Origin of the sequence: Muricoccus radiodurans (assembly GCF_050154705.1) — a bacterium.
GTDB lineage: Bacteria > Pseudomonadota > Alphaproteobacteria > Acetobacterales > Acetobacteraceae > Roseomonas > Roseomonas radiodurans.
This window is the reverse complement of the sequence record NZ_CP189561.1, coordinates 953,865-979,777: the sequence shown is the minus strand read 5'-3', so window position 1 is coordinate 979,777 and position 25,913 is coordinate 953,865. Positions and strand designations below refer to the sequence as shown.

The following is a 25,913-nucleotide window of genomic DNA, read 5'->3' as shown; positions in this document are numbered from 1 at the left end:
AGCTGATCAAGGTTTCGGTGGACGGCCAGGAGGTCGAGGTGCCGCTCGGCGCCACGGCCCTGCAGGCGGCGGAACTGGCGGGGGCGGAAATCCCCCGCTTCTGCTACCATGAGCGCCTGTCCATCGCCGGCAATTGCCGCATGTGCCTCGTTGAGGTGGAGAAGGCGCCGAAGCCCGTGGCTTCCTGCGCCTTCCCCGTCATGGACGGGATGAAGATCTTCACCGACACGCCGGTGGTGCGCAACGCGCGGCGCGGCGTGATGGAATTCCTGCTGATCAACCACCCGCTGGACTGCCCGATCTGCGACCAGGGTGGCGAGTGCGACCTGCAGGACCAGGCCATGGCCTACGGCAACGACGACAGCCGTTACCGCGAGCACAAGCGCGCCGTCACCGACAAGTATCTCGGCCCGCTCGTCAAGACGGTGATGACGCGGTGCATCCAGTGCACGCGCTGCGTCCGCTTCGCGGCCGAGGTCGCGGGCGTGCCGGAGCTCGGTGCCACCGGCCGCGGCGAGGCGATGGAGATCACCACCTACGTGGAGAAGGCGCTCTCCACCGAGCTGTCCGGCAACCTGATCGACATCTGCCCGGTCGGTGCGCTGACGAGCCGGCCCTACGCCTTCATGTACCGGCCCTGGGAGCTGGCGAAGACGGACAGCGTGGACGTCCTGGACGCCACGGGCTGCAACATCCGCGTGGACAGCCGCGGTCCCGATATTATCCGTATCCTGCCGCGGGTGCATGAGGACGTGAACGAGGAGTGGCTGCACGATCGCGGCCGCTTCTCCTTCGACGCGCTGAAGAAGCGTCGCCTGGACCGGCCCTGGATCCGCAAGGACGGCAAGCTCCGTCCGGCGACCTGGCCGGAGGCCTTCGGCGCGATCGCGGACCGGCTGCGCGGTCTACCGGGTGACCGGATCGGCGCCGTGGCCGGCGGGCTGGCGGATGCCGAGAGTATCGTCGCGTTGAAGGACCTGATGGCCGCGCTGGGTTCCCGGAACCTGGACTGCCGGGAGGACGGCGCGGCGATCGATGGATCCCAGCGCCCCTTCTATCTCTTCAACCCGACGATCGCCGGCATCGAGCAGGCTGACGCCTTCCTGATCATCGGCAGCAATCCGCGGACGGAGGCGCCGGTCCTGAACGCGCGAATCCGCAAGCGCGTGATGCAGAGCGGCGTGCCGGTCGGGTACATCGGTCCGGGTGGGGTCAACCTCACCTACGGCGCGCGCATGCTCGGCGACGGTCCCTCTACGCTGCAAGGCGTGGTGAACAGCCGCTTCGGCGAGGTGTTGCGCGGGGCCAAGCGGCCGCTGATCCTTCTCGGCCGCGGCGCGCTGGCCCGGCCGGATGGTGCCGCGGTGCTCGCCGCGGCCTGGGCCCTCGCGCAATCCCTGAACGCGGTGCGTGAAGACTGGAACGGCTTCGGGCTGCTTCACCAGCAGGGCGGTCAGGTCGGTGCGCTCGACCTCGGCTTCCTCCCGGGGGAGGGGGGCAAGGACCTCGGCGCCATGCTCGGCGGGGGATTGGACGCGCTCTGGCTGCTCGGAGCGGATGGTTTCGATCCGTCCCTCATCGCGCCGGGCACCTTTGTGGTCTACCAGGGCAGCCACGGGGACCGGGCCGCGTCGCGCGCCGACGTGATCCTGCCGGCCGCGACGTACCTCGAGAAGGACGGCACCTACGTCAACACGGAGGGCCGCGTGCAGCGCGGGCGCCGCGCCGTCTTCCCGCCCGGCGAGGCCCGGGAGGATTGGCGTATCCTGCGCGCCGTGAGCGAGGTGCTCGGTCACAGGCTGCCCTACGACGATCTGGCTGCCATCCGGGGCCGCCTCGCCGAGGTGAACTCGGTCTTTGGGCGAGTGGACGAGACGCCTACGCCGGAGGCCATGACCGCGGCGCCGGCCGGCGAGGCGGGGGCCATGGGGTCCGACGCCTTCGCTGCCTCCATCCCGGATTACTGGCAGTTCGGCACCTTCGGCCGCATGAGCGACGTGATGGCGGAATGCACCCGGGCGCATCAGCCCGCCCCGGCGATGGCGGCCGAGTGATGGACGGCTTCCTGAACTCCTCGCTCGGGGTCCTCTCGCTCACCGTCGCGCAGGCCCTTGCCCTGCTGGTGCCGCTGCTCATCTTCGTCGCCTACCTCACCTGGGCCGAGCGCAAGATCCTCGGCGCCATGCAGCTGCGGAAGGGGCCGAACGTCGTCGGCCCCTTCGGCCTGCTCCAGCCCTTCGCCGACGCGGGCAAGATGCTGATGAAGGAAACGATCGTGCCTGCCGGCGCGAACCGCGTCCTCTTCATCATGGCGCCGATGCTCACCTTCATGCTCGCGATGATCGCCTGGGCCGTGATCCCGGTGAATGCGGGCTGGGCGATCGCGGACATCAATGTCGGCGTGCTCTACCTCTTCGCCATCTCCTCGCTCGGCGTGTATGGCATCATCATCGCAGGCTGGGCGTCGAACTCGAAATACGCCTTCCTCGGAGCGCTGCGCTCGGCCGCGCAGATGGTGTCCTACGAAGTCTCGATGGGCTTCGTGATCGTCACCGTCCTGCTCTGCGTCGGGTCGCTGAACCTGACGGAGGTCGTGTTGGCACAGCGCGGGCTTTGGTTCTTCATCCCGCTCTTCCCGATGTTCATCATTTTCTTCATCTCCACCCTGGCGGAGACGAACCGGGCGCCCTTCGACCTGCCCGAGGGAGAGTCGGAACTCGTGGCAGGGTTCTTCGTGGAATACTCCGCGATGACCTTCGCGCTCTTTTTCCTTGGTGAGTACGCGAACATGATTCTCATGTCCGCGCTGACCACCATCCTCTTCCTCGGAGGCTGGCTGCCGCCCTTCAACGTGGAGCCCTTCATCTGGCTGCCCGGCCCGGTGTGGTTCATCCTGAAGGTCTGCTTCTGCCTTTTCGTCTTCGTCTGGGTCCGCGCCACCTTTCCGCGTTACCGCTACGACCAGCTCATGCGGCTGGGCTGGAAGGTGTTCCTGCCGATCTCCCTCGTCTGGCTCGTCCTGACGGCCGCCGTCCTGAAGATCTTCGGATGGCTGCCGGCATGACCTGCCGCAAGACCGCCAGCGGAAAGGTCCGCTCCTGATGGCCACTCTCGACCGCGTGGCGCGAAGCCTGCTGCTGACGGAGCTCGTCTCCGGAATGTGGCTCACGCTGCGCGCCTTCTTCAGCCCGAAGGCAACGATCAACTACCCCTATGAGCGCTTGCCTCTGAGCCCGCGCTTCAAGGGGGAGCACGCGCTGCGCCGCTATCCCAACGGGGAAGAGCGCTGCATTGCTTGCAAGCTTTGCGAGGCAGTCTGCCCCGCCCAGGCCATCACCATCGAAGCCGAGCCGCGCGAGGACGGGTCCCGCCGCACCACGCGCTACGACATCGACATGACGAAGTGCATCTACTGCGGCCTCTGCGAGGAGGCTTGCCCGGTGGACGCCATCGTCGAGGGCCCGAACCTGGAGTTCGCGACCGAGACGCGCGAGGAGCTGATCTACCACAAGGAGAAGCTGCTCGATAACGGCGACCGCTGGGAAGCGATGCTCGCCGAGCGGCTGCGTGTGGACGCGCCCTATCGATGATCGCCGGCCTCGCCTTCTACGCCTTCGCGGCGGTGCTGATCGCCAGCGCCGTGATGGTCGTGACCAGCCGGAACCCCGTGCATTCCGTGCTGTTCCTCATCCTCGCTTTCTTCAACGCGGCGGCGCTGTTCCTGATCGCCGGCGCCGAGTTCCTGGCGATGATCCTGGTCATCGTCTATGTCGGTGCCGTCGCCGTGCTGTTCCTGTTCGTCGTGATGATGCTGGACATCGACTTCGCGCGGCTGCGGGAAGGATTCCAGCGCTACGCGCCGATCGGCGCGGTGGTCGGTGGCATTCTGTTCCTGGAACTCGTCTTCGTGCTCGGCGCCTGGCGCTCGAGCGGCGAGGCGGTCGGGCTGCGCCTGACGCCGGCCCCGGAGAACGTGCAGAACACCGAAGCGTTGGGACGGGTCCTCTACACGGACTTCATCTTTCTCTTCCAGGGCGCGGGACTGATCCTGCTCGTCGCGATGATTGGCGCGATCGTGCTGACGCATCGCGATCGCGCCCGCAGCAAGCGCCAGGACATCACCGCCCAGGTGACGCGCCGGACGGCGCTGGACATGGCGAACGTGCCGGTTGGCGCGACGATCGCGGAGCTGGGCATCCTTCGCCCGCCGCCGCCCGAGGAGGCGGCGCCGCCGAAGCAGGTGGCGCATGACGCCCATCACGGCGGGGGGCACCACTGATGCTGACCATCGGCCTGGGCCATTACCTCACTGTCGGCGCCATCCTGCTGGTGCTCGGCATCTTCGGCATCTTCCTGAATCGGAAGAACATCATCGTCATCCTGATGTCGGTGGAGTTGATCCTACTCTCGGTGAACCTCAACCTCGTGGCGTTCTCCGCCCGGCTGGGGGATCTGACGGGACAGATCTTCGCCATGTTCATCCTGACCGTGGCGGCCGCCGAGGCGGCGATCGGTCTGGCGGTGGTCGTCATCTACTTCCGCAACCGCGGCAGCATCGAGGTGGAAGACGTGTCCACCCTGAAGGGCTAGGGCGCCATGTTCGTCGGTGCCGTCTTCTTCCCCCTGCTGGGCGCGACGCTCGCGGGGTTCTTCGGACGCTGGATGGGTGATCGCCTGTCCCAGTGGGTGACCGTGCTCTGCATGGTGCTGGCCGCCATCTGTGGCGTGACCGCTTTCGTGCAGGTCGCCCTGCATGGCCAGCCCACCACCGTGACCCTGGCCGACTGGCTTGATGTCGGCGGCCTGACGATCGACTGGGCGCTGCGCTACGACACGCTCAGTGCCGTGATGGTCGGGATGGTCACCTTCATCTCGACCCTCATCCACCTCTACAGCGTCGGCTACATGAGCCACGACGCGACGCCGTCGCGCTTCTTCGCCTACCTCTCGCTGTTCACCTTCATGATGCTGATGCTGGTGACGGCGGATAACCTCGTCCAGCTGTTCTTCGGGTGGGAGGGCGTCGGCCTCGCGAGCTACCTGCTGATCGGCTATTGGTACGAGAAGGAGAGCGCCAACCGCGCGGCGATGAAGGCCTTCATCGTCAACCGGGTCGGCGACTTGTTCTTCATGCTCGGCATGGCGCTGACCTTCTGGACGTTCGGCGCGTTGAATTTCAACGACATCTTTGCGGGTGTGGACGCGGCGCGCGCGTCGACCTTCACCGGCCTGCCGACGCTGGAGGTGATCGCGGTCCTCCTGTTCCTCGGTGCCTGCGGGAAGTCGGCCCAGCTCGGCCTTCACACCTGGCTGCCGGACGCGATGGAGGGGCCGACGCCCGTCTCCGCCCTCATCCACGCGGCGACGATGGTCACGGCCGGCGTGTTCCTGATGGCGCGCATGTCGCCGGTCACGGAGCACGCGCCGGTCGCGCTCTCCATCGTCACGATCGTCGGTGCCTCGACCGCGTTCTTCGCGGCGACGATCGGCTGCGTGCAGAACGACATCAAGCGGATCATCGCGTACTCGACCTGCTCGCAGCTTGGCTACATGTTCTTCGCGATCGGCGTCGGCGCTTATCAGGCGGCGATCTTCCACCTCTTCACGCACGCCTTCTTTAAGGCGCTGCTCTTCCTATCGGCGGGTTCCGTCATCCACGCCATGTCGGACGAGCAGGACATCCGGAAGATGGGCGGTATCTGGACGAAGATCCCGATCACCTACGCGGTGATGTGGATCGGCAGCCTGGCCCTCGCCGGGATCCCCTTCTTCGCCGGCTACTATTCCAAGGACATCATCCTGGAGAGCGCCTTTGCCGCCCACTCCGGCGTGGGGATGTATGCTTTCATCCTCGGGCTGATCGCTGCCTTCCTGACGGCCTTCTACTCCTGGCGCCTGCTCATCCTGACCTTCCACGGCCGGCCGCGGGCGGATCACCACGTGATGGAGCATGTGCATGAGAGCCCGGCGGTGATGCTCATCCCGCTGCTGGTTCTCGCGCTCGGGGCGCTGTTCGCGGGTGCCGCGTTCGAGGACCTGTTCGTCGGCCACCATCAAGGCGAGTTCTGGCACGGCGCCATCTTCAACGGCGAGCATAACCATGTGCTGCACGCCGCGCACGAAGCTCCGGCCTGGGTGGGGCTGGCTCCGACGGTCATCGCGATCGCCGGGATCGCGCTCGCCTACCTCATGTACATGTTCGCGCCGGGCATTCCGGCGCGTCTCGCCGCGACCTTCCCGGGCGTTCACCGCTTCCTGCTGAACAAGTGGTATTTCGACGAGCTCTACGACGCGATCTTCGTTCGCCCCGCCCGCCGCCTGGCCCAGATCCTCTGGCGGACCGGCGATGCGCGGATTATCGATGGCGTCCCGAACGGAGTAGCGGCCGTCACGCTGGATGCGGCGAACGGCACCGCGCGGATCCAAACGGGACGCGTCGCCAATTATGCCTTCGCTATGATCGTCGGATTGGTGGTGTTCGTCTCTGTCATCTTCCTGGGCTTCAAGTGATGAACGCCGCCGGCTTTCCGCTTCTCTCTCTGCTGACCTTCCTGCCATTGGCAGGCGTGGTCGCGATCCTCGCTGTCCGCGGCGACGAGGCCACGGTGGCCTCTAACGCCCGTTGGACGGCGCTCTGGACCAGCCTGATCGTCTTCGTCCTCTCCCTCATCCTCTGGGTTCGCTTCGACGCTTCGGTGGTGGAGCCGCAATTCGTCGAGCGGATGGATTGGTTGCCGGAATTCGGGGTCAACTACCACATGGGCGTCGACGGCATTTCCGTCCTCTTCGTCCTGCTTTCCACCCTGCTGACCCCTATCTGCATCCTTGCCTCTTGGGAGGCGGTGCAGAATCGGGTGCGGGAGTACATGATCGCCTTTCTCGTGCTCGAGACGATGATGGTCGGCATGTTCTGCGCGCTCGACCTGATCATCTTCTATGTGTTCTTCGAGGGCGTGCTGATCCCGATGTTCCTCATCATAGGGGTTTGGGGCGGACAGCGGCGGGTCTATGCCGCCTTCAAGTTTTTCCTCTACACGCTGCTCGGGTCGGTGCTGATGCTGCTGGCGATCCTGGCGCTCTGGTACCGCGCGGGTACGACGGACATCGCCGGGCTGATGGAGAACCCGCTGCCACGGGCCTGGCAGTACTGGATGTTCCTCGCCTTCTTCGCCTCCTTCGCGGTGAAGGTGCCGATGTGGCCCGTCCATACTTGGCTGCCCGACGCCCATGTGGAGGCGCCCACCGCCGGCTCCGTGATTTTGGCCGGCGTGCTGCTGAAGATGGGCGGCTACGGCTTTATCCGCTTCTCGATCCCCCTTTTCCCAGAGGCGGCGGCTTTCTTCGCGCCCTTCATGTTCACGCTGAGCGTGGTGGCGGTGATCTACACCAGCCTCGTCGCCTTCGCGCAGGAGGACATGAAGAAGCTCATCGCCTACTCCTCCGTGGCGCACATGGGCATCGTCACGCTCGGGCTCTTCACCTTCAACCAGCAGGGCATCTCCGGCGCGATCTTCCAGATGCTCTCGCACGGCGTGGTCTCCAGCGCGCTCTTCCTCTGCGTCGGCGTGCTCTACGACCGCGTCCACAGCCGGGAGATCGCGCGCTACGGCGGGGTCGCAAAGATTATGCCCGCCTACGCCATGGTCTTCATGCTCTTCACGATGGCCAGCGTCGCCCTTCCCGGGACCGCGGGTTTCCCCGGGGAATTCCTGGTCATTACCGGTGCTTGGCGGTCCAATGGCTGGGTCGCCTTGGGCGCGGCGATGGGGATGATCCTCGGCGCAGCCTACATGCTCTGGCTCTACCGCCGCGTGATCTTCTCGAAGATCAGCCGGGAAGAGGTAAGAGCGCTGCTGGACCTTTCCCCGCGGGAGATCGCGGTCTTCGCGCCGCTCATCCTCCTGACGCTCTGGATGGGCATCTATCCCTCCTCCTTCCTCAACGTGTGGGAAGCCTCCGTCGCGGCCCTGGTGCAGCGGCACGAGGCGGCGATGGCCATTCCCCGCGTCGCCGGGCTCTGAGCCGATGAACTGGACCCTCGTCCTTCCCGAGTTGGCGCTCGCCTGCGCGGGCCTCGTGATGCTGCTGGTCGGCGTGATCCCGAAGCGGGACATGACCGTGCCCATCACCATGGGCACGCTGGGCGCCCTCCTCGTCGCGGCGGTGCTCGTTCTGGGTCAGGCGAACGGAACGGCCTTCGCCGGGCAGTATGTGGCCGATGCTTTCTCCCGCTTCTCCAAGCTGCTGATCCTTCTCGGCGCCGCTTCGGGGCTGCTGCTGGCGCTCGACTGGAACGAGAAGCAGGGCATCGCCCGGTTCGAGTTCCCGCTGCTCGTGCTGTTCAGCACGCTCGGCATGATGGTCATGGTCTCCGCCAACGACCTTATCACCCTCTACATGGGGCTGGAGCTGCTCTCGCTCTCGCTCTATGTCATTGCCGCGTTCGACCGCGACAACGAACGGTCCGCCGAGGCCGGGCTGAAATACTTTGTCCTCGGCGCGCTCGCCTCCGGCCTGTACCTGTACGGCGCCAGCCTGACCTATGGCTTTGCGGGCGCGACGAACTTCGGCGCCATCGCGAACGCCCTGTCGAACGAGGCCGGCCGGACGCTCGGCGTGGTCGTTGGCCTGACCTTCGTTGTCGCGGCGCTCGCCTTCAAGATCTCGGCCGTGCCCTTCCACATGTGGACGCCCGATGTCTACGAGGGGGCGCCGACACCGGTGACGGCGTTCTTCGCCTCGGCGCCGAAGGTGGCCGCCGTTGCGCTGCTGGTCCGCGTCCTCGCCGATCCTTTCGCCGACCTGGCGGCGCAGTGGCAGGGCGTTATCTACATCGCCTCGCTCGGCTCGATGCTGCTCGGCTCGCTTGCCGCCATCGGCCAGCGCAACATCAAGCGGCTGATGGCCTACTCCTCCATCGGCCATGTCGGCTACGCGTTGATGGGTCTGGTGGTCGCCACGGACACAGGGCTGCGTGGCGTGATGCTGTACATGGCGATCTACCTCGTCATGAACGCGGGCACCTTCGCCGTGCTTGTCTCCATGCGGCGGCAGGGGCGGGCGCTTGAGGGCATCGATGACCTCGCCGGCGTGGGCCGCACGGACCCGGCGCTGGCGCTGGCCATGGCGATCTTCATGTTCTCGATGGCGGGCATTCCGCCGCTCGCCGGCTTCTTCAGCAAGCTCTATGTCTTCCTCGCGGCCGTGCAGGAAGGGTACTGGGTCCTGGCCACGGTGGGCGTCCTCACCAGCGTCATCGGCGCCTACTATTACCTTCGCATCATCAAGGTGATGTACTTCGACGCCCCCGCTGGCGCGCTCGATCCCCGGCCCGCATCGGTCTCCCTCGTCATGGCCGGGGCTGGCCTTTTCAACGTTCTCTTCTTCCTCTTCCCCGCGCCGATCGTCGCCGCCGCGGCGACCGCGGTCGCGGCGCTCGGCGGTTGACGGTCGCTCCGACGGGCTGGCGGCTGCTCGTCCACGAGCAGCTCGCCAGCACTTCGGACCTTGTGCGCACCCTTGCCGAGGCCGGGGAGCCCGACGGGCTTGCCGTCCTTGCCCGCCGACAGACGGCGGGACGCGGGACCCACGGTCGGACCTGGGAGTCGCCGCCCGGCAACCTCTACCTGACCGTGCTTCTGCGACCCACCGTGCCTGCGCACGAGGCATCCCAATGGGGCCTTCTCGCCGCCCTGGCGCTGCACGACGTTCTGGCCCGACACGTATCGGCACCCGCTCGGCTGACGGTAAAATGGCCGAACGATCTGCTCCTCGGCGGCGCAAAGTGCGCGGGGATCCTGACGGAGGCAGCGGTCGGACCGCGGGGTGACCTGGACTGGCTCGCAATCGGCTTCGGCGCGAACCTGGCCGCGGCGCCCGAGGTCCCGGGCCGCGCGACCGCGGCCCTGCCGCGCCCCGCACCGGTGCCGGAGGAGGCCGCCCGCGACCTCCTCGCTGCCCTCGATCGATGGCGCCGCATCCGGCTGCTGGAAGGCTTCGCCCCGATCCGCCGCGCCTGGCTGGAACGCGGTCCCGCGCCGGGCGTCCGGCTCTCCATCACGGCGTCCGGCGGCCCTGTCGCAGGCCTGTTCGAGGGGCTGGACGAATCGGGGGCGCTCCTGCTCCGCAGCGGTGGGCGGGTGCACGCCTTCACCTCGGGGGAGCTTGACCCCTAGGCGTCCCGCACGGATCACCGCCCGCCGACCCGGCCGGCGGCAACGAAAGGGGCGCGCGACGGACGCGGCCCGCGACCACGGAGGAACCACGCCATGCTCCTGGCGGTGGATGCTGGCAACACGAACGTGGTCTTCGCCGTGCACGACGGCGAGGAATGGCGGGGCCGCTGGCGCATCGCCACCCGCGCCGACCGGACGAGCGACGAGTACGCGGTCTGGCTGCTCGCCCTGCTGAACCACTGCGGCCTGAAGGCGTCCGAGATCACGAGCTGTGCCATCGGCACCGTTGTCCCCGCCGCTCTCTACAACCTGCGCCGCCTCTCCCGGGAATGGTTCAACACGGAGCCGCTCGTCGCCCGCGCCGACCTGAGCTGGGGCTTCGACATCGAGGTGGACCGGCCGAAGGAGGTGGGCGCGGACCGCCTGCTGAACGCGCTGGCCGCCCATTATCACTACACCGGCCCCCTGGTCGTGATCGACTTTGGGACCGCCACCACCTTTGACGTGGTCGGCCCGACCGGCGCCTATCTCGGCGGTGTCATCGCGCCCGGCATCAACCTGTCGATCGAGGCACTGCACCGCGCCGCCGCCCGCCTCCCACGGATCGGCATCGGCCGGCCCCAGGCCGTGATCGGCCGCGACACCGTCCCGGCCATGCAGTCCGGCATCTACTGGGGCTATGTCGGCCTGATCGAGGGACTGGTGACCCGCATCAAGGGCGAGTTCGGAGGCCCGTTGAAGGTGATCGCGACGGGCGGCCTCGCGCCCCTTTTCGCCGAGGGTACGACGATGATCGAGCGGACGGATCCCGACATCACGCTTGAGGGATTGCGGCTGTTGGCGGAGCGCAATCCCGCCCCCATCTTCCATCGGACAACGCTACCCGACTCCCTGAAAATCGAAACGGAATAAGATTGGTGCCCCACACGTGGTAACGACCGGAGACCTCGCTTTCATCCCCCTCGGCGGCACGGGGGAGATTGGTATGAATCTGAACGTGTACCGCTGCGACGGCGCGCTGCTGGCCGTGGATTGCGGGATCGGCTTTGGCGGCTCTGAGGCGCCGGAGGCGGAGATCATCGTCCCCGACCCGGGCTGGCTGGCGGAACGCCGGGACCGCCTCGTCGGCCTCGTGATCACCCACGCGCACGAGGATCACCTCGGTGCCGTCGCTGCGCTCTGGCCGCTTCTGCGCTGCCCCGTCTATGCCAGCCCCTTCGCCAGCGCCGTGCTTCGCCGCAAGCTCGGCGAGGCCGGGCTGCTGCACGAGGTCTCGCTGCACACCTATGGCCTGGGCGGCCGGCTCAACCTGCCGCCGTTCGACCTCCAGTTCCTGCGCGTCTCGCACTCCGTCCCGGAGTCGCAGGCGATGGCCATCCGCACCCGCCATGGCCTGGTGCTGCACACCGGCGACTGGAAGCTGGACCCGGAGCCGCTGATCGGACCGCCTACGGACGAGGCCGGCTTCGCCGCGCTCGCGGAGGAAGGCGTCCTCGCGATGGTCTGCGACAGCACCAACGCGCTGGTGGAGGGCCACTCCGGCAGTGAGGCCGATGTCCGCCGCGCGCTGACGTCGCTCATCGGCTCCCTGTCAGGTCGCGTCGCCGTCACCTGTTTCGCCACGAATATCGCGCGCGTCGAATCGGTCGTGCGCGCCGCCCAGGCGGCGGGCCGCCGCGTCGCTCTGTTCGGCCGCAGTCTCCGCAACGCCGATGTCGCGGCCCGTGAGGCCGGCTACTTCCAGGACGTCCCCCCCTTCGTGGACGAGGAGGAGGCCGGCTACCTTCCGGACGACGAGCTCCTCATCATCTGCACCGGGAGCCAGGGCGAGCCGCGCTCGGCCCTAGCGAAGATCGCCGCCGACACGCACCCGAACATCTCGCTGGGGGAGGGGGACACCGTCATCTTCTCGTCCCGCATGATCCCTGGGAACGAGCGGGCGATCATGTCGGTCGAGGCGCAGCTCATGCGCGCCGGCTGCCGCGTGATCACGGCGGATGAGGAGCACCCGGTGCACGTCTCCGGCCACCCCGCCCGGGACGAGCTGCGGCGCCTTTACGAGCTGGTGAAGCCGCAGCACGCCGTTCCCGTTCACGGGGAGTGGCGCCATCTGCAGGAGCATGCCGCGCTCGCCCGAGAATGGGGGTCGACGCCCCACATCATCGAGGATGGTGACGTGCTCCGCCTCGCTCCAGGCCCGATCGAGGTCGCCGAAACGGTACAGAGCGGTCGCCTGGCGCTGGATGGCTCCCGTCTCCTGCCGCTGGAGGGCGGCGTCCTGGGAGCTCGGCGCCGAATGCTGTTCAACGGCGTCGTCGTCGGCTCGCTGGCCGTGGACGAGGGCGGTCGCGTCCGCGGGACTCCCCAGGTCTCCGCCCCCGGCCTCTTCGAACAGGACGACGAGGCCACGCAGCAGATCGCCGGCGACCTCGCGCGCCTGGTGAACGATCTTCCCGGCCCGCTACGCCGCGACGACGCCTCTTTGCGGGAAGCGGCGCGCACGGCGCTGCGGAAGGCGATCGGCCGCCGCGTCCGCAAGCGGCCTCTCGTGGAACTGCATCTGCTCCGGGTCTGATGACCCGGGAAGACGGCCCGTCAGCGAATGTTCAGCTGCACCAGGGGCTGGGGCTGACGATAGGCGAGGGGCGGGGCGCCGTAGTCGCGGTCGCGGCGCCAAGCCTCGCGGCGGCGCCACTCGTCACGGCGCCAGGCCTCCCGCCGCTCCCATTCGGCGCGCCGGTCCCAGGCACGGTCATAGTGACGGGGGCCGCAGTACTCCCCGCGGCGCCAGCCCCGGCCGCAGGGCGGATCGGCCAGGGCGGCATCGGCCATCATCATGCCGCCCGCGGTAAGCAGGGCGGCGAGGGTCAGGGCACGCCGGATCATGGTTTCGTCCTCCTTCCGTTCGGACGGAGAACGCGCTTGGCGGCCCGAGGTTCAGCAGGAGGTTCGCGTGGGTTGGGTTTCGGGCACCGTCGTTTTCCTGATTATCTGGTGGACCGTGCTCTTCGCCGTCCTGCCGCTCGGCGTTCAACCGGACCCGGAGGCGCAGGCGCAGAGCGGATGGCGCGGCGCTCCACGGGAAGTGCGGTTTGCCCGAATCTTGTTGATCACCACGCTTGTTTCGGTGCTGCTTTGGTTTGTGGCTGACTGGATCATCCGAAGCGACTGGCTGTCCTTCCGCTCCGGTTGGTGGGCAATGCCTTCAGATTAGGCGATCTCCACCCTTGCCCTGGCATTTCGCTCAAATTCGCGGCGCTTTTCGTTTGTCTGCGCAGTTTTTCATCCGCACGATGGCCGAATCCAGTTTCCCCAGCCGGCCCCGACCGCGCATCATTTCGGTCGGGGAGAGGATCTTCCTCTCCCGCCGTGTGACTGGCGTTTCCTCCCTAAACTCGGGCCGCACCTTCGGGTGTGGCCCTTTCTTTTGCCCGCCGGGCTGGATCGCTGCGCCCCCGCTTCCGCCTTGCACCCGCTGCCCCTAGGTTGCGGCCCACCTCGCAGCCGGAGCTGAACCCCTTGCGCCTGTCCCGCGCCTTCCTGCCGACGCTCAAGGAAACGCCCGCCGAGGCGCAGATCGCCTCCCATCGCCTGATGCTGCGCGCCGGCCTCATCCGCCAGACCAGCGCCGGTATCTACGCCTGGCTGCCGCTCGGGCAGCGCGTCCTGCGCAAGGTGGCCGAGATCGTGCGGCAGGAGCAGGACCGCGCCGGGGCGCAGGAAATCCTGATGCCCACCATCCAGTCCGCCGACCTGTGGAAGGAGAGCGGCCGGTACGACGACTACGGCAAGGAGATGCTCCGCATCCGCGACCGCGGCGACCGGGAGATGCTCTACGGTCCGACGAACGAGGAGATGGTCACGGACATCTTCAAGTCCTACGCCAAGTCCTACCGCGACCTGCCGCGCAACCTCTACCACATCCAGTGGAAGTTCCGCGACGAGATCCGCCCCCGCTTCGGCGTGATGCGCGGCCGGGAGTTCCTGATGAAGGACGCCTACTCCTTCGACCTGGACGCCGCCAGCGCCCGTGAATCCTACCGCCGCATGTTCCGCGCCTACCTCCGCACCTTCGCGCGCATGGGCCTGAAGGCGATCCCGATGCAGGCCGACACCGGCCCGATCGGCGGCGATCTCTCCCACGAGTTCATCATCCTCGCCGAGACCGGCGAGAGCGTTGTCTACCTGCACAAGGACCTGCTCGAGTTCGACGTCCTCTCCGCCGACCCGGACGGCACCGGCGACCCGTCGCCGGTGGTGGACTTCTGGACCTCCCGCTACGCCGCGACTGACGAGAAGCACGACGAGGCCGCCTGGGATGCCATCCCCGCGGATTCGCAGGTGACCGCCCGCGGGATCGAGGTCGGCCATATCTTCTACTTCGGCACCAAATATTCCGGTGCGATGGGCCTGCGCGTCTCCGGCCCCGACGGCACACCCGTCACGCCGGAGATGGGCTCCTACGGCATCGGCGTCTCCCGCCTCGTCGCTGCGATCATCGAGGCCGGCCACGACGATGACGGCATCATCTGGCCCGATGCCGTCGCGCCCTATCCCCTCGCCATCCTCAACCTGAAGCCCGGCGACGCGGGGACGGACAACCTGGCCGAGCGCCTCTATGCCGGAATGGGCGGCGACGCCGTGCTGGACGACCGGCCCGAGCGCGCCGGCGCGAAGTTCGCGGACGCCGACCTCATCGGCTATCCCTGGCAGGCCATCATCGGCCCGCGCGGCGCCGCGAACGGCATCGTGGAGCTGAAGCGCCGCGCGACCGGGGAGCGGGTGGAACTCTCCCTCGACGACGCGCTCGCCCGCATCCGCGCCACCACCTGAGTCCGAACATGTTCTCGCCCTTCGAGCGCGCCGTCGCCTTCCGCTACCTTCGCGCCCGAAAGGGCGAGCGGTTCGTCTCGGTCATCGCCATCTTCTCTCTCGTCGGCATCGCGCTCGGCGTGGCGACGCTGATCATCGTGATGTCCGTGATGAATGGCTTCCGGCAGGAGTTGCTGGGCCGCATCCTCGGCCTGAACGGTCATCTCGGCGTCTATGCCGCGGACAGCGGCGGGTTGCGCGACTTCGACGACATCGCCGCACGCCTTCGCAGCGTCCCGGGCGTCGTCTCCGCAACCCCCATCGTGGAGGGGCAGGTCCTCTTCACGAGTGACAACGGAGGCGCAACGGGCGGCCTTGCCCGCGGCATCCGGCCAGAGGATCTGCGCGCGCGTCCGCTGATCGCGAACAACATCCGAGCCGGCGACCTCTCCCGCTTCACCGGCGACGATGCCATCGTCATCGGCCAGCGCCTCGCCCGGCGACTCAACATCAACATCGGCGATCGCATCACCCTCGTTTCGCCTCAGGGCCGCACGACCGTCATGGGCACCGTGCCCCGTCTGCGCGCTTATGAGGTCGTGGCGACCTTCGAGGCCGGGATGCAGGAATACGATTCCAGCTACGTCTTCCTGCCCCTCCAGGCCGCCCAGGTGTATTTCCAGCACCGTGACACCGCCACACAGGTCGAGGTTTTCGTGGACGACCCGGCCAATGTCCGCCGCGTCACGCGCCCGATCTACGAGGCCCTGCGCGGCCGCCCCGTCCGCGTGCTGGACTGGCAGGACTACAACTCCTCCTTCTTCAATGCCGTGCAGGTCGAGCGAAATGTGATGTTCGTCATTCTGACGCTCATCATCATCGTCGCCGCCTTCAACATCGTGTCCTCCCTCATCATGCTGGTGAAGGACAAGGGACGGGATATCGCGGTGCTGCGGACGGTGGGCGCCACGCGCGGCGCCATCCTGCGCATCTTCCTCCTTGCCGGCGCCTCGATCGGCGTGGCCGGCACGGTGATCGGCTTCCTGATCGGCCTCGTCTTCTGCCTGAACATCGAGAACATCCGGCAGGTCTTGCAATCCCTGACCGGGCGCGAGCTGTTCAGCGCGGAAATCTACTTCCTCACCCGCCTGCCGGCCGTGGTGAACCCGATGGAGGTCGCGCAGGTCGTCGGCATGGGCCTCGGCCTCTCGCTGCTCGCGACCATCTACCCGTCCTGGCGCGCCGCCCGGCTCGACCCGGTGGAGGGCCTTCGCAATGCCTGACGCGCAGTCTGTCCCCGCGACCGGCACGCCGCTGGCGTTGCGCGGCGTCGAGCGTCGCTACCGCACGGAGGCCGGCGAGCTGCCCGTCCTCCGGGGCGTCGATCTCGAGCTGCGGGCCGGAGAGATCGTGGCGCTCGTCGCGCCCTCCGGCACGGGAAAATCCACGCTGCTCCACCTCGCTGGTCTTTTGGAGCGCCCCGATGGCGGCCAGGTGATGGTCCTCGGCCGCGACGCCGGCGGCCTGCCGGACGACGACCGCACGGCCCTGCGACGGGAGGCGATCGGCTTCGTCTACCAGTTCCACCACCTCCTCCCCGAGTTCACGGCCGAGGAGAACATCGTCCTGCCCCAGCTCGCCGCCGGCGTCTCCCGCCGGGACGCGACGGCCCGGGCGCGCGATCTGCTCACGGCCTTCGGCCTTCAGGACCGGCTCCAACATCGCCCGACCCGCCTCTCGGGCGGCGAGCAGCAGCGGGTCGCCATCTCCCGCGCCCTCGCCAATTCCCCGAAGATCCTCCTCGCCGATGAGCCGACCGGAAATCTCGACGTGGACACCGCCGACCGGGTCTTCTCCGAACTGCTCGATGCCGTGCGGGGCAGGGGGGTCGCCGCCCTCATCGCCACCCACAACCCCGATCTGGCCGCCCGGATGGACCGGACAGTGACGCTGCGCGAGGGCCATGTCGTCCCGGGATGACGGCCCGCCCGTCATCCGCCTGAACGCCACGGGCGGCCTCGGGAACCGGATGTTCGAGTGCCTCTTCGCCCACCGCTTGGCCGCGGAGATCCCCGGCGCGGTCATCACCGGGACGCCACTGCCGCAGTGGCGCCTCCGCTTCCCGGACCTGCGGTTGCCGCGGCCCTCCCTTTTCCTGCAGGGACATCGGCCGGACCTGCTTCGCGTCAAGGCGCTGTTCCGGGACGGGTTGCTGCGCGGCGTCGAGACGAACAGCCTGGCCTGCCGCATGGAGCTCCTGCCGGCGCTGGCGGCCGCGCGCGCCCTGTTCTCTCCCCCGCGGATCGAGCACCTGAGGTTCGGCGCCGACACGCTGCTGATCAACATTCGCGGGGCGGAGATCCTCGGGCCCCGGCACAAGGACTATCGGCCGCTGCCCTTCGCCTATTACACGCGCCTGATCGACGAGACCGGCCTGCAGCCCGTCTTCATGGGCCAGCTCGGCGACGACGTGCACACCACCGCGCTCCGCAGCCGCTTCCGCGGCGCGACCTTCGAGCCGTCACGCGGCCCGATGGAGGACTTCGCGGCCATCCGCACCGCCCCCCACGTCGTCCTGCCGGTCAGCACCTTCTCCTGGCTCGCCGCCTGGCTCTCCGAGAGCGCGGAGACGATTCACCTGCCCATCATCGGCTTCTACCACCCGCGCCGCCGGCCGGAGGTCGATCTCATCCCCCTGGCCGATCCGCGCTACCGGTTCCACCTCTTCCCGGACGACGCCTGGGACGGCACGGAAGGGGCGCTGCGGCAGGTCATCCACGGGGCCCAGGCAGGACGACGCCTCGTGGTGCCGGAGGCCGCGGCGTTCGTGCACGGCATCACCTGGACCGACTGAGGCCGCGGCCCGAACTCAGCGCACCGGTTTTCGCTGAACGTGCCGGCCCGGACGGTCGAGCGCCCCGTCACCGGGCCTTGCGGCGGAAGATGGCGGCGTGCCGCGACAGCGTCACCGTCTCGATCTGCTTCGGCGCATCGCGGAGGAAGGCGTCCTCGATCGCCTCCTCCGTCGCGCCCGGGGCAAGCACCCGCTCCGCCACGCGCCGGCAATAGGCCGTCGCCGTTTCGCCACCCGCCCCGCGATACTTCGGCGCCCAGCGCCCATGGCTCGTGTGCAGGTCCTCCAAGATGAAGAACCCGCCCGGCCTGACATGGGGCAGCAGCGCTCTCAGCGTGCTGATCTGGTGCGCCCAGATGTGAGAGCCGTCGTCGACCACCACGTCGAAGGGACCCAGCCGCTCTCCGAGGGCGGACATCCCGTCCGCGTCCGACTGGTCGCCGAAATGCACCTCGATCCGCTCGCCCGCCTGGGCGGCGGCCTTCGGGTCGATGTCCACCCCGATGATCCGGCCGAGCGGGAAATAGTCCCTCCAGGTGCGGAGGGACGCGCCGCCCAGGACGCCGATCTCCAGCAGCGACACCGGGTGGTCGCGCAGGGGTGCGAGGAAGGCGTCGTAGGTGCGGAGATAGTCATGCGCCCTGCTCGCCTTGTCCGTGCCGTGCCGCAGGCCGATCGCGTCCAGCGTCTCCCGATCAGCCAAGCCGCCCGCTCCCCGCCGTTGCGCGAAGAGACCGAGAAGCCGAATCCGCTCCCGCCCAGGGCTCGCGATGCCTATATTCCGTTCCCATGCCCGGCAGCTTCGTCCACCTCCATGTCCATTCCGCCTACTCCCTCGCGGAGGGCGCGATCAAGGCCGACAAGCTCCCGGCCCTGGCTCGCAAGAACGGGATGCCGGCCCTCGCCCTGACCGACACGGCGAACATGTTCGGCGCCCTGGAGTTCAGCGGTTACGCGACGAAGGAGGGGGTCCAGCCCATCCTCGGTTGCCAGCTCTGGCTGTCCCGCAGCGCCGCCGATGACCGTCCGGAGGCTGCGCGGCTGCTGCCCGACCCGATCGTGGCGCTCGCGATGAACCCGGCCGGGCTGGAGAACCTGCAGCGCCTCAGCTCCCATGGCTGGCTGCGGGAGGACCCGAGCGGCAAGCCCGCCATCACCCTCGACCTGCTGCGGGAGAATGCGGCGGGCCTCTTCCTGCTGACCGGCGGGACGCATGGTCCCCTCGGCCGCCTTCTGGCCGACGGCCGCGCCGCCCAGGCCGAGTCGCTGCTCGCCGCCCTGCGCGAGACCTATGGCGACAACCTGGCCGTGGAACTGACGCGCCACGGCACCGACCACGACCGCGCCGTGGAACCTGGCCTGCTGCGAATCGCCGACGCAGCCTCCGTCCCGATCGTGGCCGCCAACGACGTCTACTTCGCCGCCGCCGCCATGCATGAGGCGCACGACGCCCTCATCTGTATCGCCGAGGGCCGGACTCTCGCCGAGCCCGACCGCCGCCGCCTGACCGCGGAGCATTGGTTCAAGCCGCCGGCCGCCATGCGCGCCCTCTTCGCAGACCTGCCGGAGGCCTGCGACAACACCCTCGCCATCGCCCGCCGCTGCGCCGTCATGGCGGAGAACCGCAAGCCCGAGCTGCCGATCTGCCCGAAGGTCCTGCCCGGCCGGACGGAGGCGGAGACAGTGCGGGACATGGCCGTCCCGGGACTGGAAGCCCGCCTCGACGCCCAGGGCACCCCGGAATCCGACCGCGACGCCTACCGCAAGCGCCTGGATTTCGAGCTCTCCGTCATCGAGAAGATGGGCTTCTCCGGCTACTTCCTGATCGTCGCCGATTTCATCCAATGGGCGAAGGCGCAAGGCATTCCCGTCGGTCCGGGCCGCGGCTCGGGCGCGGGTTCCGTCGCCGCCTGGGCGCTGACGATCACCGACCTCGACCCGATGCGCTTCGGCCTGCTCTTCGAGCGCTTCCTCAATCCCGAGCGCGTCTCGATGCCCGACTTCGACATCGACTTCTGTCAGGACCGCCGGGACGAGGTGATCAACTACGTCGTGCGCGAGTACGGCGCCGATCGGGTGGCCCAGATCATCACCTTCGGTCGTCTGCAGGCGAAGGCGGTCGTGCGCGACGTCGGCCGCGTCATGGGCCTGCCCTTCGGCAAGGTGAACGGCATCGCGGAGCTGATCCCCTTCAACGCCGCCAAGCCGCCCACGCTGCAGGAAGCGCTCGACGGCGAGCCGAAGCTTCAGGAAATGCGCCAGAACGACGAGGCCGTCGCCGCCCTGATCGGCACCGCCCTGCACCTGGAGGGCCTGTACCGCAACGCGTCCACGCACGCCGCCGGCGTCGTCATCGGCCGCAAGCCGCTGATCGAGATCGTCCCCCTCTACCGCGATCCGCGCTCCGAGATGCTCGTGACCCAGTACTCCATGAAGTACGTGGAGAGCGCGAGCCTCGTGAAGTTCGACTTCCTCGGCCTCAAGACCCTCACCGTGCTGGACCGGGCGGTGAAGATCCTGAAGGGGCAGGGAACGGAGGTGGACCTCACCACGATCCCGCTCGACGACGCCAAGACCTACGAGATGCTCGCGAAGGGCGACGCGGCCGGCGTGTTCCAGTTTGAAGGCCAGGGCATGCGGGACTGCCTCCGCATGATGCGGCCCGACCGGTTCGAGGACCTGATCGCCGCCGTCTCCCTCTATCGCCCCGGCCCGATGGCGAACATCCCCGCCTACTGCGCTCGCAAGCACGGCGAGCCCTGGGAGGCGGTCCACCCCTCGATGCGCCCCTACGTCGAGGAGACCTACGGCATCCTGGTCTACCAGGAGCAGGTCATGACCATCGCGCAGGAGCTGGCGGGCTACTCGCTCGGTGGCGCCGACCTGCTGCGCCGCGCCATGGGCAAGAAGATCCGCGCGGAGATGGAGGCGCAGCGCGCCATCTTCGTGGAGGGCGCGGTCGGCAAGGGCATGCCGCAGGACAAGGCCGGTGAGATTTTCGACCTGATGGCCCGCTTCGCCGAGTACGGCTTCAACAAGTCGCATGCCGCCGCCTACGCGCTTGTCTCCTATCAGACGGCCTGGATGAAGGCGAACCATCCTGTCGCCTTCCTCGCAGCCTCTATGACGCTGGACCTGTCGAACACGGACAAGCTCTCCTCCCACATGCAGGAGGCGTCGCGGCTGGGCATCAAGGTCCTGCCGCCGGACGTGAACCGCAGCGACGCCGAGTTCATCCCGGAGGAGCTGGAAGACGGCAAGCCGGGCATCCGTTTCGCCCTCGCCGCCGTGAAGCGCGTTGGCCTCGCGGCCATGCAGGACCTCGTCCGCGCGCGGAAGGAGGGCGGCCCCTTCAAGTCCCTCTCCGACTTCGCCGACCGCGTGGACCCGAAGCTGCTGAACAAGATGCAGGTCGAGAACCTCGCCCGCGCCGGCGCCTTCGAATCACTCGATCCGAACCGCGCCCGCGTGGTGGAGGGTGCGGAACAAATCCTCCGTCGTGCCCAGGCCGCCGCGGAGGACCGTGGCAGCGCCCAGATCGGCCTTTTCGGCGCGCCCGGCGCCTCTCCCGACACGCCGCCGCTGCGGCTGCGCGACATGCCGGACTGGCCCCAGCTCGACCGCCTGGCGCAGGAGGCGGAGGCGATCGGCTTCCACCTCTCCGCGCACCCGCTGGACGCGTACCGCGAACCGCTCCGCAAGCTCGGCGCCACGCCGATCTCGAAGATGCTCGAACGCGCCCGCGGCGGCGCCGCCCGGCTGAAGCTGGCCGGCACCGTCATCGGCAACAAGGAGCGCACGACGAAGTCCGGGAGCCGCATGTCCTGGGTCCGCATCTCCGACGCGACCGGCAGCACCGAGGTGACGTGCTTCTCCGAAGTGCTCGGCAAGTGCCGGGAGATGCTGACCGAGGGCAGCGCCGTCCTCTTCACCGCGGAGGTCCGGACGGAAGGCGAGACCGTCCGGCTCACCGCCCTCGACTGCGAGCCCCTGGAGCGTGCCGCCCAGTCCATCGGCCAGGGGCTGCGGATCGAGATCATCTCCTTCGAGGCGCTGGACCCTCTCAAGACCCTGCTGGAGCGGGAGGGTCGTGGAAAAGGGGAGGTCGTTCTCATCCCCCGCACCGGTCCGGGAAGGGAGGTGGAACTGGCACTGCCGGGCCGCTGGAACGTTTCTCCGCGTCTCGCCCAGGCCCTGAAGGTGATCCCCGGCGTCGAGGCAGTGGAGGCCGCCTGACCCGGGCCATCTGGATTTCCGCGCCAACCCCGGCTAGCTGCCGGGCCCGGAACCCCACACGAGGCGACGAATGAGCGATTTCATCGACGACCGCCGGCGCGCGCTGGAGGAGGCCTTCTTCGCCCGCCAGGACGCCGAGATCCTCCGCAAGATGCGCGGCGGCGACGCGCCGGACACCCGGCAGGAAGCCCTTTCCGCCGCCTCCGGCATCACCGACTCCGACTTGCTGGGCAAGCTCTCCGGCCTCGGCGTCGACAGCGGAACCCTCGCAGCCCTCTCCCTCGTGCCGCTCGTCGCGGTCGCCTGGGCCGACGGCACGCTGGAAGCGCGGGAGCGGGAGGCCGTGCTCTCCGCCGCGCACCAGTCCGGAATCGACCGGCAGGCGCCGTCCTATCAGCTTCTCCAGGGCTGGTTGGCCAGCGCGCCCCCGCCCGAGCTGCTGACGGCGTGGAGCGACTACATCCGCGCCACCTCCAGCCGGCTGGGCGCGGACGGCCGGCAGGCCCTGAAGCTACAGATCCTCGGCCGGGCCCGCCGCGTGGCGGAGGCCGCCGGCGGCCTGCTCGGCATCGGCGCCGTGTCCGCGGCGGAGCAGGCGGTCCTCTCCCGCCTGGAGACCGACTTCTCCGTCTGAAATCGGGCCGGGGCCGGTCCTTACGCTGGCCCCCACTGACTCAGCGCAGCCGGAACCCGAGCGCTCGCAATGCGGCCGTCATGCGGTCCCGGCCGCTCAGGGCCGCTGCCGTGCCCAGCCGGTTGCGCATGCGCCCGGTCCAGCTATGGGCCCCCAGCCCCATCCGCCGGGAAAAGGCGGCCAGCGCGGAATCGTACGCCGCCACCGCCGTGGCTTCGCCGTGCGGCCGGTACCGCTCCCGATGAAGCACGAGGGATTGCGGCAGGCGGGGCTTCACCGCCGTGGGAACCGCCCGATCCGGGTGTCCCACCGCCAGACCGAAGGCGGCGAAGGCATTGGGCGGCAACCCCAGCTCCGCCGCCACCTCCTCCGGTCGGTTGCGCAGCGCGCCGACGTAAACCGTCCCGAGCCCCAAGGATTCCGCCGCAACGACGGCGTTCTGGGCTGCCAGGGCCGCGTCCACCAGGGCGACCATGAAAGCCTCCATGAAGTCCAGGCCTTCCAGCCGCGCCCGATCCGCCTGACCGAGCCGGTCGAGCCGCGACAGGTCCGCGATCCAGCAGAGGAAGAGGGGCGCCTGGCGGATGAAGGCCTGATCCGCTGCCAGGACGGAGAGCCGCGCCCTCCGCGTCGGCTCCTCGACCGCGACGACGCTCCAGGCCTGCATGTTCGAGGAGGTCGGCGCGGATTGCGCGGCCGCCACCAGCGTCTCCAGCGTGCCAGGGGTCAGCGGGGTGGGGGAGTATGCGCGGACCGAGCGGTGCGCGAGCAGGCTCTCGACCACCGCGCTCGTCGGCCCGTCGGGGAGGGAGAGCCCGCCGTAGCGCTCGGAGCGGAGGGAGGGAATCGGTGCGTCCATGGCGGCAGACCTGCAAGAATCGGCGCGGTGAGTGGCATCCTGCCACGCGCCCGCCGGTCCTTCGCGACCCTTGCCTCGCGGGACCGTGCGTGCCATATGCGCGCCGCCGGACGCGGTCGTCGCGCCCGGCAAATCCGCACGCGGTGCGCCCTTCCGAGATACGCGGCAAGGGTCCGGTCCTCCGGGCAATTCCGTCAGGGATTGTCCCGCCCGAGGTTCTGCGCCGCGGAGGCTCAACCGGATCTCATCGGAAGGAAGGACCCGCCACCATGGCGATGCCCGACGTTACCCTGCGCGGCCTGCTCGAGGCCGGCGTCCACTTCGGCCACCACACCCGCCGGTGGAACCCGAAGATGGCCCCCTACATCTTCGGCGTGCGCAACCAGGTCCACATCCTGGACCTGCAGCAGACCGTTCCCCTGTTCGACCGCGCCCTCCGCACCGTGCGTGACGTCGTCGCCGGCGGCGGCCGCGTGCTCTTCGTCGGCACGAAGAAGGCGGCGGCCGACTATGTGGCGGAAGCGGCGACCCGCTGCGGCCAGTACTACGTGAACCACCGCTGGCTCGGCGGCATGCTCACGAACTGGAAGACCATCACCGGCTCCATCAAGCGCCTGAAGCAGATGGACGAGCAGCTCGGCGCCGGCACCACGGGCCTCACGAAGAAGGAGGTCCTGATGCTGACGCGGGAGAAGGAGAAGCTCGACCGCGCCCTCGGCGGCATCCGCGAGATGGGCGGCCTGCCCGACATCATCTTCGTCATCGACACGACGAAGGAGAAGCTCGCGATCGAGGAGGCCGTGAAGCTCGGCATCCCCGTGGTCGCGGTCTGCGACTCCAACTCCGACCCGACCGGCGTCGCCTTCCCGATCCCGGGCAATGACGACGCGATCCGTGCGATCAACCTCTACTGCGACATGATGGCGGCCGCGGTGTTCGACGGCATCTCCGCCGAGCTCTCGGCGTCCGGCATGGACGTGGGTGCCCAGGCCGACCTGCCGACCGAGGTGATGCCGGAAGAGGACGGCCTGCCGGGCGCCGGCGCGATCCCCGAGACCCTCGGCGGCGCCGAGGTGGCCGATGGCCCGGTCCTGGCCGAGGAGGAGTTCCAGTCCAGCCCGAATTCCGGCGTGGATACGGAGAGCCTGGAGACGATGGTCCAGGCCAACCGCCACGACGGCAACCGCGCCGGCTGACCGCCCGGGCCAGGCCCATCCGGCCCGGCTCGCCAGGTCCTGAACTCGCCGGGGTGGCCCTGCCGCCCCGGCTTCGTTTACACCCCGCGCCGCGAGGGCCAGCCCGGCCCCGGCGCGCCAGCCCTACGGGAAGATGTGAGATGGCCGAAATCACGGCAGCCATGGTCCGCGACCTGCGCGAGAAGACCGGCGCGGGCATGATGGACGTCAAGAAGGCCCTCGTTGAGAGCAACGGGGATGCCGAGGCGGCCATCGACTGGCTCCGCAAGAAGGGCCTGTCCGCCGCCGCCAAGAAGTCGGGCCGTGTGGCCGCGGAGGGCCTCGTGGGCGTGGCGGCGTCCGGCACCAAGGCCGCGATGGTCGAGGTCAACGCCGAGACGGATTTCGTGGCGCGCAACGACCAGTTCCAGGGCTTCGTCGAGGCCGTCGCGAAGATCGCGCTGGAGGCCGGCGAGAGCGTGGACGCCATCAAGGCCGCCGCCTTCCCGGGCGCCGGGCACACGGTCGGCGACGAGCTGACCCGGCTGATCGCCACGATCGGCGAGAACATGTCGATCCGCCGCGCGAAGGTGCTGTCGGTCGGCCAGGGCGCGGTGGCGACCTATGTCCACAACGCCGTGCGCCCCGGCCTCGGCAAGATCGGCGTGCTGGCGGCGCTGGAGGCCGCGGATGGCGGCGACGCCGTCCTCACCCTGGGCCGCCAGATCGGCATGCACGTCGCCGCCGCCCGGCCGGAGGCGCTGGACATCACCTCCGTCGACAGCTCCTCGCTGGAGCGGGAGAAGGCGGTGCTGACCGAGCAGGCCGCGGCCAGCGGCAAGCCGCCCGCGGTCATCGAGAAGATGGTCGAGGGCCGCATCCGCAAGTTCTACGAGGAGGTCGTCCTCCTGGAGCAGGTGTGGGTCCATGACGGCGAGAGCCGCGTGAAGGCCGTGGTCCAGAAGGCCGGCGCCAAGCTGGTGGGCTTCGCCCGCTTCCAGCTCGGCGAGGGCATCGAGAAGGCCACGACCGACTTCGCGGCCGAGGTCGCCGCCACTGCCGGCGTTCCGCCGGTCTGAGGCGCCAGGTCCGGCCACCCCGGCCGACCAGCGACATCGGGGCCGGCTTCCGCCGGCCCTGGGGCACCCGCCGGGTCTCAATCCGGCGG

The 25,913-nt window shown here is 68.8% G+C and carries 22 protein-coding genes and 1 pseudogene; 20 read left to right on the top strand and 3 right to left on the bottom strand.

All coding sequences use genetic code 11. The features are described 5' to 3' along the window. Positions 1-2: 2 nt before the first annotated feature. From nuoG to ACP6CK_RS04730, 11 genes are all read left to right on the top strand, one after another. A complete protein-coding gene (nuoG, locus tag ACP6CK_RS04780; RefSeq protein ID WP_426959871.1) occupies positions 3-2,054 on the top strand; it encodes an NADH-quinone oxidoreductase subunit NuoG in 2,052 nt (683 codons plus the stop codon). After that, entirely contained in the window at positions 2,054-3,064 is a 1,011-nt protein-coding gene (gene nuoH / locus ACP6CK_RS04775) for an NADH-quinone oxidoreductase subunit NuoH (protein ID WP_426957741.1), read from the top strand. Before nuoG ends, nuoH begins: the two co-directional genes overlap by 1 nt. A gap of 37 nt (positions 3,065-3,101) precedes the next feature. Further along, entirely contained in the window at positions 3,102-3,590 is a 489-nt protein-coding gene (gene nuoI, locus ACP6CK_RS04770; RefSeq protein WP_426957740.1) for an NADH-quinone oxidoreductase subunit NuoI, read from the top strand. Then, entirely contained in the window at positions 3,587-4,279 is a 693-nt protein-coding gene (locus ACP6CK_RS04765; RefSeq protein ID WP_426957739.1) for an NADH-quinone oxidoreductase subunit J, read from the top strand. Before nuoI ends, ACP6CK_RS04765 begins: the two co-directional genes overlap by 4 nt. Beyond that, positions 4,279-4,590: an NADH-quinone oxidoreductase subunit NuoK gene (nuoK, locus tag ACP6CK_RS04760; protein WP_426957738.1), complete on the top strand. Its 312-nt coding sequence runs from the start codon at positions 4,279-4,281 to the stop codon at positions 4,588-4,590. Before ACP6CK_RS04765 ends, nuoK begins: the two co-directional genes overlap by 1 nt. A gap of 6 nt (positions 4,591-4,596) precedes the next feature. After that, complete coding sequence (nuoL, locus tag ACP6CK_RS04755; protein ID WP_426957737.1) at positions 4,597-6,510, top strand: NADH-quinone oxidoreductase subunit L; 1,914 nt, start codon at positions 4,597-4,599, stop codon at positions 6,508-6,510. Continuing rightward, positions 6,510-8,021 (top strand): NADH-quinone oxidoreductase subunit M, encoded by a 1,512-nt coding sequence (locus ACP6CK_RS04750; protein WP_426957736.1) that lies wholly within the window; start codon positions 6,510-6,512, stop codon positions 8,019-8,021. The genes nuoL and ACP6CK_RS04750 overlap by 1 nt, the downstream gene beginning before the upstream one ends. Positions 8,022-8,025: 4 nt before the next feature. Beyond that, positions 8,026-9,447 (top strand): NADH-quinone oxidoreductase subunit NuoN, encoded by a 1,422-nt coding sequence (gene nuoN, locus ACP6CK_RS04745; protein WP_426957735.1) that lies wholly within the window; start codon positions 8,026-8,028, stop codon positions 9,445-9,447. Further along, positions 9,444-10,175: a biotin--[acetyl-CoA-carboxylase] ligase gene (locus ACP6CK_RS04740; protein WP_426957734.1), complete on the top strand. Its 732-nt coding sequence runs from the start codon at positions 9,444-9,446 to the stop codon at positions 10,173-10,175. The genes nuoN and ACP6CK_RS04740 overlap by 4 nt, the downstream gene beginning before the upstream one ends. 93 nt (positions 10,176-10,268) lie before the next feature. Next, the gene (locus tag ACP6CK_RS04735; RefSeq protein ID WP_426957733.1) at positions 10,269-11,087 is read left to right on the top strand and encodes a type III pantothenate kinase; all 819 of its coding nucleotides are present in this window, start codon (positions 10,269-10,271) and stop codon (positions 11,085-11,087) included. Between the two features lie 73 nt (positions 11,088-11,160). Continuing rightward, complete coding sequence (locus tag ACP6CK_RS04730; RefSeq protein ID WP_426957732.1) at positions 11,161-12,750, top strand: ribonuclease J; 1,590 nt, start codon at positions 11,161-11,163, stop codon at positions 12,748-12,750. Positions 12,751-12,770: 20 nt separating this feature from the next. Here ACP6CK_RS04730 and ACP6CK_RS04725 read toward each other — a convergent pair whose 3' ends face one another. Beyond that, complete coding sequence (locus ACP6CK_RS04725; protein WP_426957731.1) at positions 12,771-13,061, bottom strand: hypothetical protein; 291 nt, start codon at positions 13,059-13,061, stop codon at positions 12,771-12,773. Positions 13,062-13,128: 67 nt separating this feature from the next. Between ACP6CK_RS04725 and ACP6CK_RS04720 the strand changes: the two genes are divergently transcribed. The 5 genes from ACP6CK_RS04720 to ACP6CK_RS04700 all read left to right on the top strand — a co-directional run bounded on the left by ACP6CK_RS04720 (position 13,129) and on the right by ACP6CK_RS04700 (position 17,841). Then, complete coding sequence (locus ACP6CK_RS04720) at positions 13,129-13,389, top strand: DUF1467 family protein (RefSeq protein WP_426957730.1); 261 nt, start codon at positions 13,129-13,131, stop codon at positions 13,387-13,389. Between the two features lie 305 nt (positions 13,390-13,694). Continuing rightward, positions 13,695-15,008: a proline--tRNA ligase gene (proS, locus tag ACP6CK_RS04715; RefSeq protein WP_426957729.1), complete on the top strand. Its 1,314-nt coding sequence runs from the start codon at positions 13,695-13,697 to the stop codon at positions 15,006-15,008. An 8-nt stretch (positions 15,009-15,016) separates the two neighbouring features. Then, on the top strand, positions 15,017-16,270 hold the full coding sequence (locus ACP6CK_RS04710; RefSeq protein ID WP_426957728.1) for a lipoprotein-releasing ABC transporter permease subunit: 1,254 nt from the start codon (positions 15,017-15,019) through the stop codon (positions 16,268-16,270). Beyond that, the gene (locus ACP6CK_RS04705) at positions 16,263-16,967 is read left to right on the top strand and encodes an ABC transporter ATP-binding protein (RefSeq protein WP_426957727.1); all 705 of its coding nucleotides are present in this window, start codon (positions 16,263-16,265) and stop codon (positions 16,965-16,967) included. Before ACP6CK_RS04710 ends, ACP6CK_RS04705 begins: the two co-directional genes overlap by 8 nt. Next, on the top strand, positions 16,951-17,841 hold the full coding sequence (locus tag ACP6CK_RS04700) for a hypothetical protein (RefSeq protein WP_426957726.1): 891 nt from the start codon (positions 16,951-16,953) through the stop codon (positions 17,839-17,841). The genes ACP6CK_RS04705 and ACP6CK_RS04700 overlap by 17 nt, the downstream gene beginning before the upstream one ends. 67 nt (positions 17,842-17,908) lie before the next feature. On the opposite strand, the gene ACP6CK_RS04695 is transcribed toward ACP6CK_RS04700, so the two are convergent. After that, positions 17,909-18,544: a class I SAM-dependent methyltransferase gene (locus ACP6CK_RS04695; RefSeq protein WP_426957725.1), complete on the bottom strand. Its 636-nt coding sequence runs from the start codon at positions 18,542-18,544 to the stop codon at positions 17,909-17,911. 86 nt (positions 18,545-18,630) lie between these two features. Between ACP6CK_RS04695 and dnaE the strand changes: the two genes are divergently transcribed. After that, a complete protein-coding gene (gene dnaE, locus ACP6CK_RS04690) occupies positions 18,631-22,077 on the top strand; it encodes a DNA polymerase III subunit alpha (protein ID WP_426957724.1) in 3,447 nt (1,148 codons plus the stop codon). Between the two features lie 70 nt (positions 22,078-22,147). Next, complete coding sequence (locus ACP6CK_RS04685; RefSeq protein WP_426957723.1) at positions 22,148-22,711, top strand: hypothetical protein; 564 nt, start codon at positions 22,148-22,150, stop codon at positions 22,709-22,711. Between the two features lie 40 nt (positions 22,712-22,751). Here ACP6CK_RS04685 and ACP6CK_RS04680 read toward each other — a convergent pair whose 3' ends face one another. Then, positions 22,752-23,570, bottom strand: coding sequence for an NADPH-dependent oxidoreductase (locus ACP6CK_RS04680; protein WP_426957722.1), 819 nt, complete (start codon positions 23,568-23,570; stop codon positions 22,752-22,754). A 269-nt stretch (positions 23,571-23,839) separates the two neighbouring features. On the opposite strand from ACP6CK_RS04680, the pseudogene rpsB reads away from it, so the two are divergent. After that, positions 23,840-24,592 (top strand): annotated as a pseudogene (rpsB, locus tag ACP6CK_RS04675) (30S ribosomal protein S2); the annotation flags it as partial. 314 nt (positions 24,593-24,906) lie between these two features. Further along, the gene (tsf, locus tag ACP6CK_RS04670) at positions 24,907-25,824 is read left to right on the top strand and encodes a translation elongation factor Ts (protein ID WP_426957721.1); all 918 of its coding nucleotides are present in this window, start codon (positions 24,907-24,909) and stop codon (positions 25,822-25,824) included. Positions 25,825-25,913: the final 89 nt, after the last annotated feature.

Bases quoted from the DNA above. Each gene is read 5' to 3' on its own strand.
- nuoH (WP_426957741.1), top strand. From the start codon at position 2,054: ATGGACGGCTTCCTGAACTCCTCGCTCGGGGTCCTCTCGCTCACCGTC.
- nuoI (WP_426957740.1), top strand. From the start codon at position 3,102: ATGGCCACTCTCGACCGCGTGGCGCGAAGCCTGCTGCTGACGGAGCTC.
- ACP6CK_RS04765 (WP_426957739.1), top strand. From the start codon at position 3,587: ATGATCGCCGGCCTCGCCTTCTACGCCTTCGCGGCGGTGCTGATCGCC.
- nuoK (WP_426957738.1), top strand. From the start codon at position 4,279: ATGCTGACCATCGGCCTGGGCCATTACCTCACTGTCGGCGCCATCCTG.
- nuoL (WP_426957737.1), top strand. From the start codon at position 4,597: ATGTTCGTCGGTGCCGTCTTCTTCCCCCTGCTGGGCGCGACGCTCGCG.
- ACP6CK_RS04750 (WP_426957736.1), top strand. From the start codon at position 6,510: ATGAACGCCGCCGGCTTTCCGCTTCTCTCTCTGCTGACCTTCCTGCCA.
- nuoN (WP_426957735.1), top strand. From the start codon at position 8,026: ATGAACTGGACCCTCGTCCTTCCCGAGTTGGCGCTCGCCTGCGCGGGC.
- ACP6CK_RS04735 (WP_426957733.1), top strand. From the start codon at position 10,269: ATGCTCCTGGCGGTGGATGCTGGCAACACGAACGTGGTCTTCGCCGTG.
- ACP6CK_RS04730 (WP_426957732.1), top strand. From the start codon at position 11,161: ATGAATCTGAACGTGTACCGCTGCGACGGCGCGCTGCTGGCCGTGGAT.
- ACP6CK_RS04725 (WP_426957731.1), bottom strand. From the start codon at position 13,061: ATGATCCGGCGTGCCCTGACCCTCGCCGCCCTGCTTACCGCGGGCGGC.
- ACP6CK_RS04710 (WP_426957728.1), top strand. From the start codon at position 15,017: ATGTTCTCGCCCTTCGAGCGCGCCGTCGCCTTCCGCTACCTTCGCGCC.
- ACP6CK_RS04705 (WP_426957727.1), top strand. From the start codon at position 16,263: ATGCCTGACGCGCAGTCTGTCCCCGCGACCGGCACGCCGCTGGCGTTG.
- ACP6CK_RS04700 (WP_426957726.1), top strand. From the start codon at position 16,951: ATGTCGTCCCGGGATGACGGCCCGCCCGTCATCCGCCTGAACGCCACG.
- dnaE (WP_426957724.1), top strand. From the start codon at position 18,631: ATGCCCGGCAGCTTCGTCCACCTCCATGTCCATTCCGCCTACTCCCTC.
- ACP6CK_RS04685 (WP_426957723.1), top strand. From the start codon at position 22,148: ATGAGCGATTTCATCGACGACCGCCGGCGCGCGCTGGAGGAGGCCTTC.
- ACP6CK_RS04680 (WP_426957722.1), bottom strand. From the start codon at position 23,570: ATGGACGCACCGATTCCCTCCCTCCGCTCCGAGCGCTACGGCGGGCTC.
- tsf (WP_426957721.1), top strand. From the start codon at position 24,907: ATGGCCGAAATCACGGCAGCCATGGTCCGCGACCTGCGCGAGAAGACC.